The sequence below is a fragment of the Escherichia sp. E4742 genome (genome assembly GCF_005843885.1).
Classification (GTDB): Bacteria; Pseudomonadota; Gammaproteobacteria; order Enterobacterales; family Enterobacteriaceae; genus Escherichia.
On the sequence record NZ_CP040443.1, the window covers coordinates 1,777,537 to 1,795,955 of the forward strand.

The window sequence follows — 18,419 nt, forward strand, 5'->3', positions numbered from 1 at the left end:
AACGGCTAAGGAGCAAGTTATGATTTTTCTCATGACGAAGGATTCTTTTCTTTTACAGGGCTTTTTGCAGTTGAAAGATAATCACGAAATGATAAAAATCAATTCCCTGTCAGAGATAAAAAGCATAGGTAACAAACCATTCAAGGTGATCATTGATACCTATCATAATCATATCCTTGATGAAGAAGCGATTAAGTTTCTTGAGAAGTTAGATGCTGAAAGAATCATTGTTCTGGCACCTTATCACATTAGTAAACTTAAAAGTCAGTCGCCTATCTTTTTTATCAGCCGTAAAGAAAGCATTAAAAATCTGATTGATATTACTTATGGAAAACACTTGCCTCATAAGAATTCTCAATTATGTTTCTCGCATAATCAATTCAAAATTATGCAATTAATCCTGAAGAACAAAAATGAAAGTAATATCACGTCAACACTGAAAATTTCGCAGCAGACATTAAAGATCCAGAAATTCAATATTATGTACAAGCTGAAACTTAGACGTATGAGCGACATCGTGACTCTGGGGATCTCTTCTTATTTTTAAGAAGGAGTTGATGTGGCCCAGCGATAAGTGCCTGAAATTGACGGCTGGCATGACGAGGGATGCAAATGCTGACTCCATTACTCCCGGTGATAACCAAAGGAGAAGCAAAAACGAACTTATTCCCCTGGTTTATGTATCCACCAGTAGAAACATTCGTTGCCCGGACGCAGGCAGAGACTGTCAGCAGAACGGCAACATTTTTTTTGCCATCTAAATCGCCACATTGGTCACTCGGCCTGCATGCGCCATCACAGGCATACATCCCCATGGCTTGCACTATGCAGCAGGTCTGTAAATCCCTCATGCCTCTCCCCGCACACATTCAAAAAATCCGTAATTTTTCACGAATTTTCAGGGAATAAAATGAACAGAAAAAGAAAACTGTTAATACCGTTGTTATTCTGCGGCGTAATACTCACCGCATGCGACGACAAATCAGCGCAAAATGCTGCTTCCATGCCACCAGAAGTGGGCGTGGTGACGCTCTCTCCAGGCTCAATCAATGTCCTGAGCGAATTGCCCGGCAGAACTGTTCCTTATGAAGTTGCTGAGATTCGCCCGCAGGTGGGTGGCATCATCATTAAACGCAATTTTATCGAAGGCGATAAAGTTAACCAGGGCGATTCGTTGTATCAGATTGACCCTGCGCCCTTGCAGGCAGAGCTGAACTCAGCCAAAGGTTCGCTGGCGAAAGCCCTCTCTACCGCCAGCAATGCCCGCATTACCTTTAATCGCCAGGCATCGTTGCTGAAAACCAACTACGTCAGCCGTCAGGATTACGACACCGCGCGCACCCAGCTGAATGAGGCGGAAGCCAATGTCACCGTTGCCAAAGCGGCTGTTGAGCAGGCGACCATCAATCTGCAATACGCGAATGTCACCTCGCCCATTACGGGCGTCAGCGGGAAATCATCAGTGACCGTCGGCGCACTCGTTACTGCTAATCAGGCAGATTCGCTGGTTACCGTACAGCGTCTGGACCCGATTTATGTCGATCTCACGCAGTCAGTGCAGGATTTTTTGCGCATGAAAGAAGAGGTCGCCAGTGGGCAAATCAAACAGGTTCAGGGTAGTACACCAGTACAGCTCAATCTGGAAAATGGTAAACGTTACAGCCAGACCGGTACGCTAAAATTCTCTGACCCGACGGTGGATGAAACCACGGGTTCCGTCACGTTGCGCGCGATTTTCCCCAATCCAAATGGTGACTTACTGCCAGGCATGTACGTCACAGCATTAGTGGATGAAGGTAGTCGCCAGAATGTGTTACTGGTGCCGCAGGAAGGCGTTACCCATAACGCTCAGGGTAAAGCAACGGCGCTCATTCTTGATAAAGATGATGTCGTGCAGTTACGCGAAATTGACGCGACCAAAGCCATCGGCAACCAATGGGTTGTTACCTCTGGCTTGCAAGCTGGCGATCGGGTGATCGTTTCCGGTTTGCAACGCATTCGCCCAGGTATCAAAGCACGCGCAATTTCCTCCAGCCAGGAAAACGCCAGCACCGAATCGAAACAATAACGTTGCAGGCTTAAGGGGACTTTCATGGCTAACTATTTTATTGATCGCCCGGTTTTTGCCTGGGTACTTGCCATTATTTTGATGCTCGCAGGCGGGCTGGCGATCATGAACTTACCGGTGGCGCAATATCCGCAGATTGCACCACCGACCATCACCGTTAGCGCCACCTATCCGGGGGCTGATGCGCAAACGGTAGAAGATTCAGTCACTCAGGTGATTGAGCAAAATATGAATGGACTTGATGGCCTGATGTATATGTCATCAACCAGTGATGCGGCGGGTAATGCGTCCATCACACTGACCTTTGAGACAGGAACGTCGCCCGATATTGCGCAGGTTCAGGTGCAGAATAAACTGCAACTTGCTATGCCATCACTCCCCGAAGCAGTACAGCAACAAGGGATTAGCGTCAATAAATCGAGCAGCAATATCCTGATGGTGGCAGCGTTTATCTCTGAAAACGGCAGCCTCAACCAGTACGACATTGCTGACTATGTGGCTTCTAATATTAAAGACCCATTAAGTCGTACCGCAGGTGTCGGTAGCGTGCAGCTCTTTGGTTCAGAGTACGCCATGCGTATCTGGCTGGACCCGCAAAAACTCAATAAATACAACCTTGTTCCTTCCGATGTTATTTCCCAAATCAAGGTACAGAACAACCAGATTTCCGGCGGTCAACTGGGCGGAATGCCACAGGCGGCAGACCAACAACTGAACGCCTCGATCATTGTGCAGACACGTCTGCAAACACCGGAAGAATTTGGCAAAATCCTGCTGAAAGTTCAGCAAGATGGTTCACAAGTGCTGCTGCGCGACGTTGCCCGCGTCGAGCTGGGGGCGGAAGATTACTCCACCGTGGCGCGCTATAACGGCAAACCTGCCGCCGGTATCGCCATCAAACTGGCTACCGGAGCAAACGCGCTCGATACTTCGCGGGCGGTAAAAGCAGAGCTCAACCGCTTATCAGCGTATTTCCCCGCCAGCCTGAAGACGGTTTATCCTTACGACACGACACCATTTATTAAAATTTCAATCCAGGAAGTTTTCAAAACGCTGGTTGAGGCCATCATCCTCGTCTTTCTGGTCATGTATCTGTTTTTACAAAACATTCGCGCTACGATTATCCCGACTATTGCCGTTCCGGTCGTTATTCTCGGCACATTTGCGATTTTGTCGGCGGTCGGTTTTACCATCAACACCCTCACCATGTTCGGGATGGTGCTGGCGATAGGGTTGCTGGTTGATGATGCTATCGTGGTGGTAGAAAACGTCGAGCGCGTGATAGCAGAAGATAAGCTGCCGCCGAAGGAAGCGACGCATAAATCGATGGGGCAAATCCAACGTGCGCTGGTCGGGATTGCCGTTGTGCTTTCCGCGGTGTTTATGCCAATGGCCTTTATGAGCGGCGCGACCGGGGAAATTTATCGTCAGTTCTCCATTACGCTGATCTCCTCCATGTTGCTTTCGGTGTTTGTGGCGATGAGTCTGACACCTGCCCTTTGCGCCACCATTTTGAAAGCCGTTCCAGAAGGCGGTCACAAACAGAATGCGTTATTTGTGCGATTTAACCATCTGTTTGAAAAATCAACTCAACACTATACCGACAGTACCCGCTCACTGCTGCGCTGCACGGGTCGCTATATGGTGGTTTACCTGCTGATTTGTGCCGGGATGGCAGTGCTGTTTCTGCGTACACCGACCTCCTTCTTGCCGGAAGAGGATCAGGGGGTATTTATGACCACTGCACAGCTACCATCAGGTTCCACGATGGTTAACACCACTAAAGTGCTGCAGCAGGTGACCGATTACTATCTGACAAAAGAGAAAAATAATGTTCAGTCGGTGTTTACCGTTGGCGGCTTTGGTTTCAGCGGCCAGGGGCAAAACAACGGTCTGGCGTTTATCAGCCTGAAGCCGTGGTCTGAACGCGTCGGCGAGGAAAACTCGGTGACTGCAATCATTCAGCGAGCAATGGTGGCTCTGAGTAGTATCAATAAAGCGGTGATTTTCCCGTTCAACTTACCGGCGGTAGCGGAGCTGGGTACAGCATCAGGTTTTGATATGGAACTCCTGGACAACGGCAACCTGGGGCATGAAAAGCTGACCCAGGCGAGAAACGAGTTGTTGTCGCTGGCAGCACAATCACCTGATCAGGTAACAGCGGTTCGCCCGAACGGCCTGGAAGATACGCCGATGTTCAAAGTGAACGTCAACGCCGCGAAAGCCGAAGCGATGGGCGTGGAACTGTCTGATATCAACCAGACACTCTCTACCGCCTTCGGCAGTAGCTACGTTAACGACTTCCTTAACCAGGGACGAGTGAAAAAAGTGTATGTCCAGGCGGGAACACCGTTCCGTATGCTGCCGGACAACATCAACCAATGGTATGTACGCAACGCCTCTGGCACGATGGCGCCGCTTTCTGCCTACTCTTCAACAGAATGGACCTACGGCTCACCACGTCTGGAACGCTACAACGGTATTCCAGCAATGGAGATTTTAGGTGAAGCGGCGGCAGGAAAAAGTACTGGTGACGCAATGAAATTTATGGCGGATCTGGTCGCTAAACTTCCGGCGGGTGTCGGCTACTCCTGGACCGGGCTGTCATATCAGGAAGCGTTATCCTCCAACCAGGCTCCCGCACTGTATGCCATTTCACTGGTCGTAGTGTTCCTTGCCCTCGCCGCACTTTATGAAAGCTGGTCGATTCCATTCTCGGTAATGCTGGTCGTACCGCTTGGGGTAATTGGCGCGTTACTGGCTACAGACCTGCGCGGCTTAAGCAATGACGTCTACTTCCAGGTTGGTCTGCTAACCACCATTGGGCTTTCCGCCAAGAACGCCATCCTGATTGTCGAGTTTGCGGTTGAGATGATGCAAAAAGAAGGGAAGACACCGATGGAAGCGATTATCGAAGCGGCACGGATGCGCTTACGCCCAATCCTGATGACCTCTCTGGCCTTTATTCTCGGCGTGCTGCCGCTGGTTATCAGTCATGGCGCAGGCTCCGGTGCGCAAAACGCAGTAGGTACAGGCGTTATGGGGGGGATGTTTGCAGCAACGGTGCTGGCGATTTACTTCGTTCCGGTCTTTTTCGTTGTGGTGGAACATCTCTTTGCCCGCTTTAAAAAAGCGTAACGCGTAAACGAGAGTAAGGTTGAACGTGAGGGTTCAGCCTTACTCTTTCCCGCTAACCACTCGCCACTCAACAGCCAGCTTACCGCCAGGAACATCAGACTCAGTAAACAGCATTGAAAGTAGAACCCGCTCCAACCATTGGTTATCAATTTAAACAACACGACACTGACCAGAATTCCCGTAATTGTATGAATTGCAAACTTAATAATCCTGAACATGCCGCGTCTTTTCCTCCTGAAAATACGTTTACTGTTTTGCAAACTGCGAAAGCAAACTTGCCGGTGACCCGGCAGAGTTAATGAGGAAAGATTTTCACATGAAGTGTGAGGGAGATCCTGACCGACTTTCGAATGAGAAATCCAGTCAGTTAAAGGTCCCAGCTGACTGTTGCGCAAACTGGTGCGGTGTTACGCCATAGTACTGGCGGAAAGTATTAATAAAGTACGACGTACTGCTATAGCCACATTTTTCTGCGACCATCGGCAGCGGGATTTGTCGTAACTCGAGTAATCGTCTGGCCATCGACATTCGCGAGGCCAACAATATTTTACTGAAGCAGGTATTTTCATCCTGCAATTTTTTCTTGATTAGGCTTTCACTGGTATACATTTTTTCGGCGATATCACGCAGATACCAACGTTTGGCTATATCACAGCCAATAATGCGTTCAACTTTACCTGAAACGGTACTAATGCTATTAAAAAGGAAAGGAATAAGTTCTTTATTTCGTGAAAACATCGAAAGGCAGGAAAAGTAAAGCATATTACTTAATGTCCTGGACGCAATATCTTCTTGAGCAAAACTATCAAATATCGCAGTGACCAGCGGCATTGGTGGTGTTGGGTTAACTAGCAACCGTTTTTTACCATGCAGCCCTAAACACCGCCCCGAAAGACGGATATTGTGCAAGTAATAGCTAATGATCCTTTCATCGATATCTAGTCTGCGGGCATAGGATTCATCAAAAGGAAAACTCTCCACCATATTTTTGTCCATCAAAAGAATACTCTCTTTTTGCAAATAGAGTTTCTGCTGCTCATGATAAATATCAAATGAACGGCGGGTGAGGATCACTGAGCAAACGTGTGTCATGACAAGCCCTTATATTCCATTACTACAACCATTACAATTTCAGTATACAAATGAAATGATGTATGACTCCTGTAAAAATCCAAAACTGCCAAAATTGGTAGGACCAAAAAGTAATCACATACATAAGCGCATATATCAGTTAAGCCATAAAAAGTAAATGCATGCGTGATATATCTTAAATTTGTGTATAGCTTATGTTTATAAAAAATTGGCTGATCTTATCTCCAGCAAAAGTTATATTTAACCCACTGAGAGCACAAAGTTTCCCGTGCCAACATGGAGTGTTATAACGGCTTATTAGTCTGGAGACGGCAGACTATCCTCTTCCCGGTCCCCTATGCCGGGTTTTTTTTATCTTCAAAAAGCAATTATAACCTTACTATCCTTTCATGGTGACAACACTTTTCTGCTACACAAATATCCATCATCAGATGGTTATCACACCCTCTTTCAGCTATTCGTTCATGATACTCTGTCGGTGTCATGCCATAATAATTACGAAAAACATAAATAAAATACGACACACTGTTATAGCCACACGACACGGCCACTCGCTTTATAGAAAAGCCATGAATTACAATGAGTTGTAACGCACGTCGCATTCTACATTCGGTAAGCAGTTGCGAATAAGACGTCTCTTCTTCACGCAATTTTTTCTTTAACAAACTTGGACTCATCAATAACTCGCTGGCTATTTTCGCCAATGACCATTCATGAGCGATATTACGGTTAATAACCGTACAAACCCGCGTTCGCATATTGGGCTGTAGGATATTCATGAGTAGCGCTATAAACTGTTCATCTTCAAGAAAAATCGACAATATCGCGAATATTAATGCCCTTTTACGTAAAACCTCACCATAGCGGAGATTTTTACTCTGCGAAAGTTGTATAACTTCCTGAAAAACAGGGATATCTCGTGTACAGTGATGAACGATTAACGAAGGAACTTTTTTACAGGCATGAAGATTTAATGCCTCCTCCTTGAGCATCGGGAGAAATAATGAAAGTGTTTCCTTCGTGACAAAGACTACGTTCTCTGCACATTTATCAACTACAATCTGGTTTGCATCCGCAAAAACCAAATCACCACCGTTAAAACAGCGATATTCACCATTCTGCATGGTGAGAATATATTTATGCTTTGCGTACGCAATTAAACAAGCTCCATGTAGTGATTGCATCATTAATACACTATAACAGAAACATATTGTTGTATTTAATGTAGCACGCCAACACCCTAAGTCAAATCGCGACTTAAACAAAGTTTAAACGAAAAAAAGAGTAGCACCCTAAGTGGTTAGAAGCATTGTTCCGGGTCACTTATTTTTCAATCTGTTAGAGAAAAAAATAAGCAATAATAACGGATATGAATAATAACTGATGCATTCTATTGTAATTTGCACAAGATTTAATTTACATTGCAATTTATTCAATTATCTGAATTTCCCAAAAAACAAAAAAATGATCAGAATTAGCATCCTGATCATTACGCCACTGCTCTTATTTATAGGATATATTTCTTTACCGTGAATGAATTACACCCGCATGCTCCTGGCATGCAGGTGACATTCTGTTATCAGGTATGTTTAAAGCTGTTCTGCTGGGCAATACCCTGCAGTTTCGGGTGATCGCTGAGGTATTTCAGGGAGGCTTTGTAGTCTTCCAGTAACAGTTCAGCGAAGTCCATTTCGAAGCCACGGCGGCACATAATGCGCATTACCACGATGTCGGTGGCTTCACCGCCGAGGGTAAATGCCGGAACCTGCCAGCCGCGCAGACGCAGACGTTCGGAAAGGTCATACAGGGTATATCCTGGATTTTCCCCGTCTTTCAGTTTGAAGCACACCGCCGGGATACCTTCATCCGGGCGCCCCGTACAGATGAACTCATACGGCCCCAGTTTGGCGATTTCATCCGCCAGGTAAGCAGCAACCTGGTAAGAGGCGTTCTGTACTTTGGTATAGCCTTCACGACCGAGGCGCAGGAATTCATAGTACTGGGCAATCACCTGACCCGCCGGACGGGAGAAGTTGATGGCGAAAGTACCAATCTGACCGCCGAGATAGTCAACGTTGAATACCAGTTCTTTCGGCAGCGCTTCTTCGTCACGCCAGATAACCCAGCCGCAGCCCAGCGGAGCCAGACCGAATTTATGGCCTGAAGCACTGATCGATTTCACGCGCGGCAGGCGGAAGTCCCAGACAATATCCGGTGCCACGAACGGCGCAAGGAATCCACCGCTGGCGGCGTCAATGTGCATGTCGATGTAGATACCGGTGTCGGCCTGGAATTTATCCAGTGCATCGTGCAGTGGTTGCGGGAATTCATAGTTACCGGTATAGGTCACGCCGAAAGTCGGCACCACGCCGATGGTGTTTTCGTCGCAGGCCTCAATCATGCGTTTCGGATCCATAAATAGCTGGCCGGGACGCATAGGGATCTCACGCAGCTCGACATCCCAGTAGCGGGCAAATTTATGCCAGCAGATTTGCACCGGACCGCAGACCAGGTTTGGTTTATCGGTCGGCTTACCTGCGGCTTCCATACGCTTGCGCCAACGCCATTTCATCGCCATCCCACCGAGCATACAGGCCTCGGAAGAACCAATGGTGTTGGTGCCAACGGCCTGGCCGTTTTTCGGTGCAGGCGCGTGCCACAGGTCAGCAACCATATTTACACAGCGCAGGTCGATGGCTGCGGATTGCGGATATTCTTCTTTGTCGATCCAGTTTTTATTGATCGACAGGTCCATCAATTTATGGACATTTTCGTCGTCCCAGGTCTGGCAAAAAGTTGCCAGATTCTGACGAGCGTTACCGTCGAGAAATAATTCATCATTGATAATTTGAAATGCGACATCATCACGCATTTCATGCAGCGGAAAATGTTTAGATTCCGCGATAGTAGAAATTGCCTTCGCGCCAAAACGCGAGTCGAGTAGTTCTGAGCGGAAATCCGTTAACAGCTTCTGGTCCATTTCGAACTCCTTAAATTTATTTGAAGGCAATAAAAAAGTAGGATTTATCTGGAATGGGCGCAAGGGGTTACGGGTATAATTTAAATAACAAAATCCTAAGCATAAAATTGATTTATTTATATAATAAAAGAGCACTATTAATATTTACACCAGAAATTACCAAATTGATTTCAAATATATATTTGAGGAATGCCTGTTATTTCTTTAATTACCAAATAGATTTTACTTCCTTCGGCATTCTTACACAGATAACCGCCACTCTTATTTGTAACAACAACGATGTACTTGCTTTTATCATAGAGTGCGTGAATGTTCCGAAAATGAAATTTCGCAAAAAAACGTTTATCACTCATTTTCTTTGTATATTAATGGGTTATATTTTTTGACACATTAATAAACGTGATCTTCCGCACACTTCATCCCCCATCGACCGTAGCGAATGACTACTCTTAAAGGAAAGCCCGATAATTAGAGACGAATTTCGGAGGTCGGATCCTTATGCTCAATCAGAAAATTCAAAACCTTAATCCAGATGAACGGATGATCGAAGTCGATCTCTGCTATGAGCTGGATCCGTATGAATTAAAACTGGATGAGATGATGGAGGCAGAGCCAGAACCCGAGATGATTGAGGGGCTACCCGCCTCTGATGCGCTGACCCCTGCCGATCGTTATCTCGAACTGTTCGAGCATGTCCAGTCGGCGAAAATTTTCCCTGACAGCAAAACCTTCCCTGACTGCGCCCCCAAAATGGACCCGCTGGATATCTTAATCCGCTATCGTAAAGTGCGCCGTCATCGCGATTTCGACTTACGCCAGTTTGTTGAAAAGCACTTCTGGCTGCCGGAAGTCTACTCCAGCGAGTATGTATCGGACCCGCAAAATTCCCTGAAAGAGCATATCGACCAACTATGGCCGGTGTTAACCCGCGAACCCCAGGATCATATTCCCTGGTCTTCCCTGCTGGCGCTACCGCAATCGTACATTGTCCCGGGGGGCCGTTTTAGCGAAACCTACTATTGGGATTCCTATTTCACCATGCTGGGGCTGGCAGAGAGCGGGCGTGAGGATTTACTGAAATGCATGGCCGACAACTTCGCCTGGATGATAGAAAACTATGGCCACATCCCCAACGGCAACCGCACCTATTATTTGAGCCGCTCGCAGCCACCGGTTTTTGCGTTGATGGTGGAGCTATTTGAAGAAGATGGTGTGCGCGGTGCACGCCGCTATCTCGACCACCTGAAAATGGAATATGCCTTCTGGATGGACGGCGCAGAATCACTGATTCCGAATCAGGCCTATCGCCATGTGGTGCGGATGCCGGACGGCGCCCTGCTCAACCGTTATTGGGATGACCGCGACACGCCGCGCGATGAATCCTGGCTGGAAGATGTGGAAACCGCGAAACACTCCGGTCGCCCGCCTAACGAGGTGTATCGCGATTTGCGCGCAGGTGCCGCCTCTGGCTGGGATTACTCATCACGCTGGCTACGTGACGCGGGCCGTCTGGCAAGCATTCGTACTACCCAATTCATCCCCATCGACCTTAATGCTTTCCTGTTTAAACTGGAGAGCGCCATTGCCAACATCTCGGCGCTGAAAGGTGAGAAAGAGACAGAAACGCTGTTCCGCCAGAAAGCCAGCGCCCGCCGCGATGCAGTTAACCGTTATCTCTGGGATGATGAAAACGGCATCTACCGCGATTACGACTGGCGGCGCGAGCAGTTAGCCCTCTTTTCCGCTGCCGCTATTGTGCCGTTATACGTGGGCATGGCGAATCACGAACAGGCAGACCGCCTGGCAAACGCCGTACGTAGCCGTTTACTGACGCCGGGTGGGATTCTGGCGAGCGAGTATGAAACCGGAGAACAATGGGATAAACCCAACGGCTGGGCGCCGTTGCAGTGGATGGCGATTCAGGGATTTAAAATGTACGCCGATGACTATCTGGGTGATGAAATCGCGCGTAGCTGGCTGAAGACAGTGAACCAGTTTTACCTGGAACACCACAAACTGATCGAGAAATACCATATTGCCGATGGCATTCCCCGTGAGGGCGGCGGGGGCGAATATCCGTTGCAGGATGGATTTGGCTGGACCAACGGTGTGGTACGGCGCCTGATAGGTTTGTACGGCGAACCGTAATATTTTTACAGCCAGCCACGAACAACCTGCTGGCTATAAAATTACCCTCTTCAGGAGGCGATATTTAACATCATCGCCGCCTGAGTGCGGTTTTTCACTTCCAGGCGGCGGTAAAGCGACTCCAGATGCGCTTTAACCGTTCCGGTACTGATATTTAGCGCCCTGCCGATCTCTTTATTTGATTCACCTGCCGCCAGCATAGTTAAAATTTCCCGCTGGCGGGCGCTTAGCGATTTGAGATCTTTTGTGTCTTTTTCCGGTGTAGTTCGCCAGTCTCCGGGCAGAAACATCATTCCCATCGCCGCGCTATTTACCGCCAATGCAAACGTCTCGACGGCTGAATCACGCGGTACAATTGCCATCACGTTAAAATGGATAACTTCCTGTAACCATCGTTTGCTGCAATCTGTCGCCGTTATCAACACTTTAACATCAGGAAATTGCACTACGGTTTTTTGCAGTAACCAGTAGCAAAACTCACCATCCTGATCGCCATCAAGCATGACTAAGGCTTCAGGGGAGCTTTCCAGTTTTTGCCACAGTGCATCTGCCTGATCGACGCCCTGAATACTCACTCCTGGAATACGCTGCTGTAAGCTGATTTTCATTCCGTGAATAAATATTGACTGCCTGTCAAACATGATTATATGCATTACTGAATCTCCACCTGGATACGTTAAAACTCTTAAGTAGGGGAAGGGTATTACCCGAGAGGCAAAATAAGAATTCGCCATTTGGCGGTAGCCATTCTACAGATATGCAATGTGGAAAATAGTTACCGATATAAATAGTTACAGCTGACAGCCTGAAATTACATGTCGAGGGCATTATTTAAAACATTTTTGAGGATATCCTTATATCTTCATCTGGCCGCCATTCAAATAAACCGTGATTTTCGCGAGAACTGACTAAATACCTGACCGCAAAACGATTAAATTGCGCACGAATAGCCAATACTACATTTACTATTTTGCAGGAATTTGCTGAAAAGACAGTCTTTCAAGCGTTAATTTTCCTTTTCCGTGCAGCTAATCAGACATTTCCTTCTAAAAAATACCTGTATTAATCATTACTACATTGTGAAACCTTGCATTAGATGCTAGAAAAAACAATAAATAATGCGATATACGCGTTACTGTTTCGCTGTGAACAACAATCGGTCAAAGAAATGGATAAAATTCACGCAATGCAGTTGTTCATTAAGGTCGCAGAGCTGGAAAGTTTTTCCCGCGCAGCGGATTTCTTTGCTCTGCCAAAGGGAAGTGTTTCACGCCAGATACAGGCGCTGGAACATCAGCTTGGCACCCAGTTGCTGCAGCGCACTACGCGGCGGGTCAAACTTACCCCCGACGGCATGACCTATTACCAACGAGCGAAAGATGTGTTGAGTAATCTCAACGAACTGGACGGCCTGTTTCAGCAGGATACCACCAGCATCAGCGGCAAATTACGCGTCGATATCCCGCTCGGAATTGCGAAAAACCTGTTGCTGCCGCGCCTGCCAGAATTTCTTCATCAGTACCCAGGGATTGAACTGGAATTAAGTAGCAGTGACCGGGCGATTGATATTCTTCGTGATGGCTATGATTGCGTGATGCGCACTGGATCGTTGCCCGACGAGGGTATTATTACCCGCCCCCTCGGCAAACTGACGATGATCAACTGTGCCAGCCCGCACTATCTGACGCGTTTTGGTTATCCACAAAGTGTGGACGATCTGACTTCGCACGCGGTGGTGCATTACACGCCGCATTTGGGCGCGCATCCATTAGGTTTTGAGGTTGCCACCAGTAATGGCGTCCAGTGGTTTAAGTCCGGCGGCATGTTGACGGTAAACAGTAGCGAAACCTATCTCGCCGCCGGCCTGGCGGGTCTGGGTATTATTCAAATCCCCCGCGTCGCCGTGCGCGAAGCCCTACGCGCCGGGCGGCTTATTGAAGTGTTGCCCAACCACCGCGCCGAGCCGCTATCCATTTCTCTGGTTTATCCCCAGCGTCGGGAGCTTTCCCGCCGTGTAAATCTGTTTATGCAGTGGCTGGCTGGCGTAATAAAAGAGCACCTGGACTGACCGACTATACTTTTAAAGACAGACAACGACAGAAGGACTAAAGAGCGGATGACGCAGGAAAACGAGATCAAACGTCCCACCCAGGATCTGCAGCACGAGCCGATTAAACATCTGGATAATAGCGATAAAGGCAGCAAAGTCAGTCAGGCGTTGGAAACCGTCACCACCACTGCCGGGAAAGTCCAACGTCAACCAATCATCGCTCACCTGATACGCGCGACAGAACGCTTCAATGATCGGCTGGGTAACCAGTTTGGCGCGGCAATCACTTATTTCTCGTTTTTATCGATGATCCCGATTTTGATGGTGTCGTTTGCCGCAGGGGGCTTTGTGCTGGCCTCCCATCCGATGCTGCTGCAGGATATCTTCGACAAAATTCTGCAAAACATCAGCGATCCGACGCTGGCGGCCACATTGAAAAACACCATCAACACCGCCGTTCAGCAGCGTACGACCGTAGGGCTTGTCGGCCTTGCGGTGGCGCTTTATTCCGGGATTAACTGGATGGGAAATTTGCGTGAAGCAATTCGCGCTCAATCGCGTGATGTTTGGGAACGTTCGCCGCAAGATCAGGAGAAGTTCTGGGTAAAATATCTGCGTGACTTTATTTCGCTGATTGGTTTGTTGATTGCGCTGATTGTGACGCTCTCGATCACTTCCGTTGCAGGTTCTGCGCAACAAATGATTATCAGCGCGCTGCACCTGAACAGCATTGAGTGGCTGAAACCAACGTGGCGGTTGATTGGCATGGCGATTTCTATCTTCGCCAACTATCTGCTTTTCTTCTGGATCTTCTGGCGGTTGCCGCGCCACCGCCCGCGTAGAAAGGCGCTGATTCGCGGGACATTCCTTGCGGCGATTGGTTTTGAAGTAATAAAAATCGTGATGACGTATACCCTGCCGTCGCTGATGAAATCCCCCTCTGGCGCGGCATTTGGTTCCGTGCTGGGGCTGATGGCGTTTTTTTACTTCTTTGCCCGTCTGACGTTGTTTTGCGCGGCGTGGATTGCCACCGCCGAATACAAAGACGACCCGCGAATGCCGGGGAAAACGCAGCATTAAAATAGGTCGGATGCGGCGTAAACGCCTTATTCGGCCTACGAATTTATTCGACCTGGCTCCCCGTAGGCCGGATAAGCCCCTGTAGGTCGGATAAGACGCGCAAGCGTCGCATCCGACACCGGCATCAAAACCATCAACCAGGTATTTTACTACCCCACTCCTTACCATATCAGCATATAAATCCAGTTGGTAACTTTTATTTAACCTGAAACCAGTTTTATCCACCATTTATGAAATTATGTGAAGCATTTCATAGAAGAAAAATCACTAGTCTAAACATTATCCGCTTTTTGCCTGATTTTTAACCTTTTCCGCGATTTGTTACACATTGAAATATCACTTTTGCTGTGCGTAATATGGCTATTCGTTCGCCAAAAAATAAGAAAAGATTATGCAAGCAACAGCCACAACACTCGACAACGAGCAAGAATACAAGCCGATAAACTCACGTAATAAAGTCCTTGTCGCCTCCCTCATTGGCACGGCCATTGAGTTCTTCGACTTCTACATTTACGCCACTGCGGCCGTTATTGTGTTCCCGCATATCTTCTTCCCGCAGGGTGATCCGGCGGCAGCGACGCTACAATCGCTCGCTACCTTCGCCATCGCTTTCGTCGCACGCCCAATCGGTTCTGCCGTATTTGGTCATTTCGGCGATCGCGTTGGGCGTAAAGCGACGCTGGTCGCCTCGTTGCTAACGATGGGGATTTCAACAGTGGTGATTGGTCTGCTGCCGGGCTACGCCACGATTGGTATTTTCGCCCCGCTGCTGCTGGCACTGGCTCGATTTGGTCAAGGTCTGGGATTAGGCGGTGAATGGGGTGGCGCAGCGCTGCTGGCAACCGAGAACGCACCACCGCGTAAACGTGCGCTGTACGGATCCTTCCCACAGCTGGGCGCACCGATTGGCTTCTTCTTTGCTAACGGCACTTTTCTGCTGCTTTCCTGGCTGCTGACTGATGAGCAGTTTATGAGCTGGGGCTGGCGCGTGCCGTTTATCTTCTCGGCGGTGCTGGTCATTATCGGCCTGTATGTTCGCGTGTCGCTGCATGAGTCACCGGTGTTTGAGAAAGTCGCTAAAGCGAAAAAGCAGGTGAAGATCCCGCTGGGTACTCTGCTGACCAAACACGTACGCGTCACGGTGCTCGGTACCTTCATCATGCTGGCAACCTATACGCTGTTTTACATCATGACCGTCTACTCTATGACCTTCAGTACCGCCGCCGCGCCAATTGGGCTTGGCCTGCCGCGCAATGAAGTGCTGTGGATGCTGATGATGGCAGTTATTGGTTTTGGCGTGATGGTACCAGTAGCCGGATTGCTGGCCGATGCCTTTGGGCGGCGTAAAAGCATGGTGATCATCACGACGCTTATCATCCTGTTCGCGCTGTTCGCCTTTAATCCACTGCTCGGTTCTGGCAATCCGATTCTGGTTTTTGCTTTCCTGCTGCTGGGGTTAAGCCTGATGGGGCTGACCTTCGGGCCGATGGGCGCGCTGTTACCAGAGCTGTTCCCGACAGAAGTGCGTTACACCGGAGCATCATTCTCTTACAACGTATCGTCGATTCTCGGGGCTTCCGTTGCGCCGTATATCGCGGCCTGGTTGCAAACTAACTACGGGTTAGGTGCGGTGGGGTTATATCTGGCGGCAATGGCTGGCTTGACGTTAATCGCCCTGCTGCTGACGCATGAGACGCGACATCAGTCGTTGTAATCTGTTTAACCGCCGGATGTCAGACATCCGGCAATTTCCATCACTTCTTCATCTGCGACAAAATCATCCGGCACTGATTAGCTTCACCTTCTGAAGGGGAAATCAGCGCCAGTAACGCCGCCGCAGGCGTCACCAGCGTTGCCAGTGCCGCCGCAACAGCACCTCGGGCAATTAACGGCCCGGCTTTCACCCCAGCCTGCGGATTTTTAAACGTCCCACGCACATACAGCGGCGAACGCAGTGTGATAATCCGAATCCCTTTACTCTCCGGATCAATAGTCAAATCCAGCTGTTCCGAAGCAAAACTTGCCGTGCCGGTAACATTAATCAACGCGTTCTCAGTATCAAAAGCAAAAATCTGCGGACGCGCCACGCCGTTGGCAATATTCAGATTTGCTGCCGCGCAGTTCACCCGCACCTCATCATCACCGAAAATCGCACCGACAATGTAGTTACCGACGTTCAGCCCGACAATCTCCATCAGGTTGCGGCTCACCAGCCCGTCATTCATCAACAGTTTCAGGTTACCGTTACTGTTCCCCAAAAGCGCCGCCACTGAGTTACCGCTACCGCGTAGTTCCGCATCACCGTTCATTTCCCCCAGCGTCTTCTGCATCAATTCCACATCCGGCATCAGTTCTTTCAGTTTCAGCCGACGAGCCTGAATATCTGCCCGTCCTTGCATCGGCTTTTTATCGCCTTCCAGATGAATATTCGCCGCAATGCTGCCGCCCGCCATGCCAAATTTCAGCGGTTGCAGGCGTAGGTCAGCGTTTTTGAGGATGATATGGGTAGAAAGATCGCTAATCGGCAGGCTGCTGCCATGCTCAATACGACGGCCTTTGAATCGAACATCGGCATCCATGACGTCCCATTTATCGGTTTCGAAGCGGTCATACGGCAGCACTTTGCCCGCAGGCTGAACGCTTTTTTCGCCCTTCTTCTGTTCAGACCGTTTCGACTTTTCCGCTCCTTTACCGGAATCAACGCCAATTAACGGCCCTAAATCAGCCAGCCGCAATTGCCGCGACTCGACATCACCTTCCAGTTTTGGCCGTGGCTTACCGGTGGTGTAGACCAGAGAACCGTGAATATCGCTATCGCCAATACGCCCGTTAAAGCCACGATAATCAAAGACCGACGATTTTTCCGTGTCAATTTTCGCTACCAGCCGACCATCGGTTTCAAACGGTGGGGTATCAGGCAGCAGAACGCCCGTCAGTTCATAGAGATCGCCCAGCGAATCGCCGGAAAATTTAAGCCGTAAATCGACGCCGCCCATTTTCATTGGGTCATTCACTACGCCATCAAAAGCAACACGGGTGTTACCAGAGCGGAAATCAGCCTGTACCGGAAACGGCGTCCCTTCGCCACGCAGCGCCAGCATGCCGCCGATTTTTCCCGTGCCAGTGAGCGGTTCGCCGTTATAACGTCCCTGCGCCTTCAGGCCAAAAACGTAATCGCCCACCTTTTCTTTCTCGTTCTTACCTTTCGATCCGCTGACTTCACTGAACGGTAACGGCTTGCCTAATGGATCGACAAAAATTTCCAGATCCGCTTTGCTTACTTTGTCATCAATAGCGATCCGCCCTTGATCGAACAGAATATTATCCAGCCGAAACGACCACGCCGACGGCTTTGCATTCGCGTCTTTGTTGTCATCGCTGGCGAGATTAAACGTCCAGTTGTTGTTCTTTTCTGAGAGGCGAATCAGGCGTGCGTCGGGCTTTTCCAGTTTGATCCACGGTAGCCAGACCGTTTTGGTCAGCAGCGCCAGAGGGGCCAGCGTTGCTTCTACCCGTGGCAGATGCACCATTGTGACTTCGGGAATGTCTGGCGGGTTGCCGAGAATGATGTCTTCCGCGTGTACATGGGGCCACGGCACCCAGCTGCGCCAGCCGGTTTCCTGTTTTTGCCGCTCCCATACCACGCCCAGATCGCCACGAATAGCGAACGGACGATTCAGCTCCGCAGAGACTTTCTGGTTGATGGTCGGTTTGAGTCGATTCCAGTCAAAAGTCGCAATCAAAATGATCGCCACAACGAGCAACAACAAGAAAGCCCCTGAAATCGAAGCGGTTATTTTGCCTGCCTTGCTCATAGTTCGCTTCCTCATATTCTTCCTGGGCCAGTCCTAAAGATAGTCCAG

Annotated in this window: 12 protein-coding genes; 7 read left to right on the forward strand and 5 right to left on the reverse strand. The window is 48.9% G+C overall.

All coding sequences use genetic code 11. The features are described 5' to 3' along the window. Positions 1 to 19: 19 nt before the first annotated feature. The 3 genes from gadE (at position 20) to mdtF (ending at position 5,206) form a co-directional block, all read left to right on the forward strand. The gene (gene gadE, locus FEM44_RS08680; RefSeq protein ID WP_064527778.1) at positions 20 to 547 is read left to right on the forward strand and encodes an acid resistance transcriptional activator GadE; all 528 of its coding nucleotides are present in this window, start codon (positions 20 to 22) and stop codon (positions 545 to 547) included. A gap of 411 nt (positions 548 to 958) precedes the next feature. Continuing rightward, entirely contained in the window at positions 959 to 2,068 is a 1,110-nt protein-coding gene (gene mdtE / locus FEM44_RS08690; RefSeq protein ID WP_339379002.1) for a multidrug transporter subunit MdtE, read from the forward strand. Positions 2,069 to 2,092: 24 nt separating this feature from the next. Then, a complete protein-coding gene (gene mdtF, locus FEM44_RS08695) occupies positions 2,093 to 5,206 on the forward strand; it encodes a multidrug efflux pump RND permease MdtF (RefSeq protein ID WP_135523863.1) in 3,114 nt (1,037 codons plus the stop codon). A gap of 363 nt (positions 5,207 to 5,569) precedes the next feature. On the opposite strand, the gene gadW is transcribed toward mdtF, so the two are convergent. The 3 genes from gadW to FEM44_RS08710 all read right to left on the reverse strand — a co-directional run bounded on the left by gadW (position 5,570) and on the right by FEM44_RS08710 (position 9,278). Beyond that, positions 5,570 to 6,298, reverse strand: a complete 729-nt coding sequence (gadW, locus tag FEM44_RS08700; RefSeq protein ID WP_135523862.1) for an acid resistance transcriptional activator GadW — start codon at positions 6,296 to 6,298, stop codon at positions 5,570 to 5,572. Between the two features lie 368 nt (positions 6,299 to 6,666). Further along, positions 6,667 to 7,482 (reverse strand): DNA-binding transcriptional regulator GadX, encoded by an 816-nt coding sequence (gene gadX, locus FEM44_RS08705; RefSeq protein ID WP_135523885.1) that lies wholly within the window; start codon positions 7,480 to 7,482, stop codon positions 6,667 to 6,669. A 395-nt stretch (positions 7,483 to 7,877) separates the two neighbouring features. After that, on the reverse strand, positions 7,878 to 9,278 hold the full coding sequence (locus FEM44_RS08710; protein WP_138158972.1) for a glutamate decarboxylase: 1,401 nt from the start codon (positions 9,276 to 9,278) through the stop codon (positions 7,878 to 7,880). Positions 9,279 to 9,776: 498 nt separating this feature from the next. Here FEM44_RS08710 and FEM44_RS08715 point away from each other — a divergent pair, with 498 nt between their 5' ends. Continuing rightward, complete coding sequence (locus tag FEM44_RS08715; RefSeq protein ID WP_135522602.1) at positions 9,777 to 11,426, forward strand: alpha,alpha-trehalase; 1,650 nt, start codon at positions 9,777 to 9,779, stop codon at positions 11,424 to 11,426. 50 nt (positions 11,427 to 11,476) lie between these two features. Here the strand turns inward: FEM44_RS08715 and FEM44_RS08720 are convergent, their stop codons facing one another. Beyond that, the gene (locus FEM44_RS08720) at positions 11,477 to 12,079 is read right to left on the reverse strand and encodes a helix-turn-helix transcriptional regulator (RefSeq protein ID WP_130216310.1); all 603 of its coding nucleotides are present in this window, start codon (positions 12,077 to 12,079) and stop codon (positions 11,477 to 11,479) included. A gap of 515 nt (positions 12,080 to 12,594) precedes the next feature. On the opposite strand from FEM44_RS08720, the gene FEM44_RS08725 reads away from it, so the two are divergent. The 3 genes from FEM44_RS08725 (at position 12,595) to FEM44_RS08735 (ending at position 16,270) form a co-directional block, all read left to right on the forward strand. Next, complete coding sequence (locus FEM44_RS08725; RefSeq protein ID WP_205713477.1) at positions 12,595 to 13,494, forward strand: LysR family transcriptional regulator; 900 nt, start codon at positions 12,595 to 12,597, stop codon at positions 13,492 to 13,494. A 48-nt stretch (positions 13,495 to 13,542) separates the two neighbouring features. Continuing rightward, positions 13,543 to 14,556, forward strand: a complete 1,014-nt coding sequence (gene yhjD, locus FEM44_RS08730; protein WP_138158974.1) for an inner membrane protein YhjD — start codon at positions 13,543 to 13,545, stop codon at positions 14,554 to 14,556. Positions 14,557 to 14,947: 391 nt separating this feature from the next. Beyond that, positions 14,948 to 16,270 (forward strand): MFS transporter, encoded by a 1,323-nt coding sequence (locus tag FEM44_RS08735; protein WP_130216306.1) that lies wholly within the window; start codon positions 14,948 to 14,950, stop codon positions 16,268 to 16,270. Between the two features lie 40 nt (positions 16,271 to 16,310). Here FEM44_RS08735 and FEM44_RS08740 read toward each other — a convergent pair whose 3' ends face one another. Next, positions 16,311 to 18,371 (reverse strand): AsmA family protein, encoded by a 2,061-nt coding sequence (locus tag FEM44_RS08740; RefSeq protein ID WP_135522599.1) that lies wholly within the window; start codon positions 18,369 to 18,371, stop codon positions 16,311 to 16,313. Between the last annotated feature and the right edge of the window lie 48 nt (positions 18,372 to 18,419).

Excerpts from the sequence above, each read along its gene's own strand:
- gadE (WP_064527778.1), top strand. The coding sequence starts at position 20 with ATGATTTTTCTCATGACGAAGGATTCTTTTCTTTTACAGGGCTTTTTG.
- mdtF (WP_135523863.1), top strand. The coding sequence starts at position 2,093 with ATGGCTAACTATTTTATTGATCGCCCGGTTTTTGCCTGGGTACTTGCC.
- gadW (WP_135523862.1), bottom strand. The coding sequence starts at position 6,298 with ATGACACACGTTTGCTCAGTGATCCTCACCCGCCGTTCATTTGATATT.
- gadX (WP_135523885.1), bottom strand. The coding sequence starts at position 7,482 with ATGCAATCACTACATGGAGCTTGTTTAATTGCGTACGCAAAGCATAAA.
- FEM44_RS08710 (WP_138158972.1), bottom strand. The coding sequence starts at position 9,278 with ATGGACCAGAAGCTGTTAACGGATTTCCGCTCAGAACTACTCGACTCG.
- FEM44_RS08715 (WP_135522602.1), top strand. The coding sequence starts at position 9,777 with ATGCTCAATCAGAAAATTCAAAACCTTAATCCAGATGAACGGATGATC.
- FEM44_RS08720 (WP_130216310.1), bottom strand. The coding sequence starts at position 12,079 with ATGCATATAATCATGTTTGACAGGCAGTCAATATTTATTCACGGAATG.
- FEM44_RS08725 (WP_205713477.1), top strand. The coding sequence starts at position 12,595 with ATGGATAAAATTCACGCAATGCAGTTGTTCATTAAGGTCGCAGAGCTG.
- yhjD (WP_138158974.1), top strand. The coding sequence starts at position 13,543 with ATGACGCAGGAAAACGAGATCAAACGTCCCACCCAGGATCTGCAGCAC.
- FEM44_RS08735 (WP_130216306.1), top strand. The coding sequence starts at position 14,948 with ATGCAAGCAACAGCCACAACACTCGACAACGAGCAAGAATACAAGCCG.
- FEM44_RS08740 (WP_135522599.1), bottom strand. The coding sequence starts at position 18,371 with ATGAGCAAGGCAGGCAAAATAACCGCTTCGATTTCAGGGGCTTTCTTG.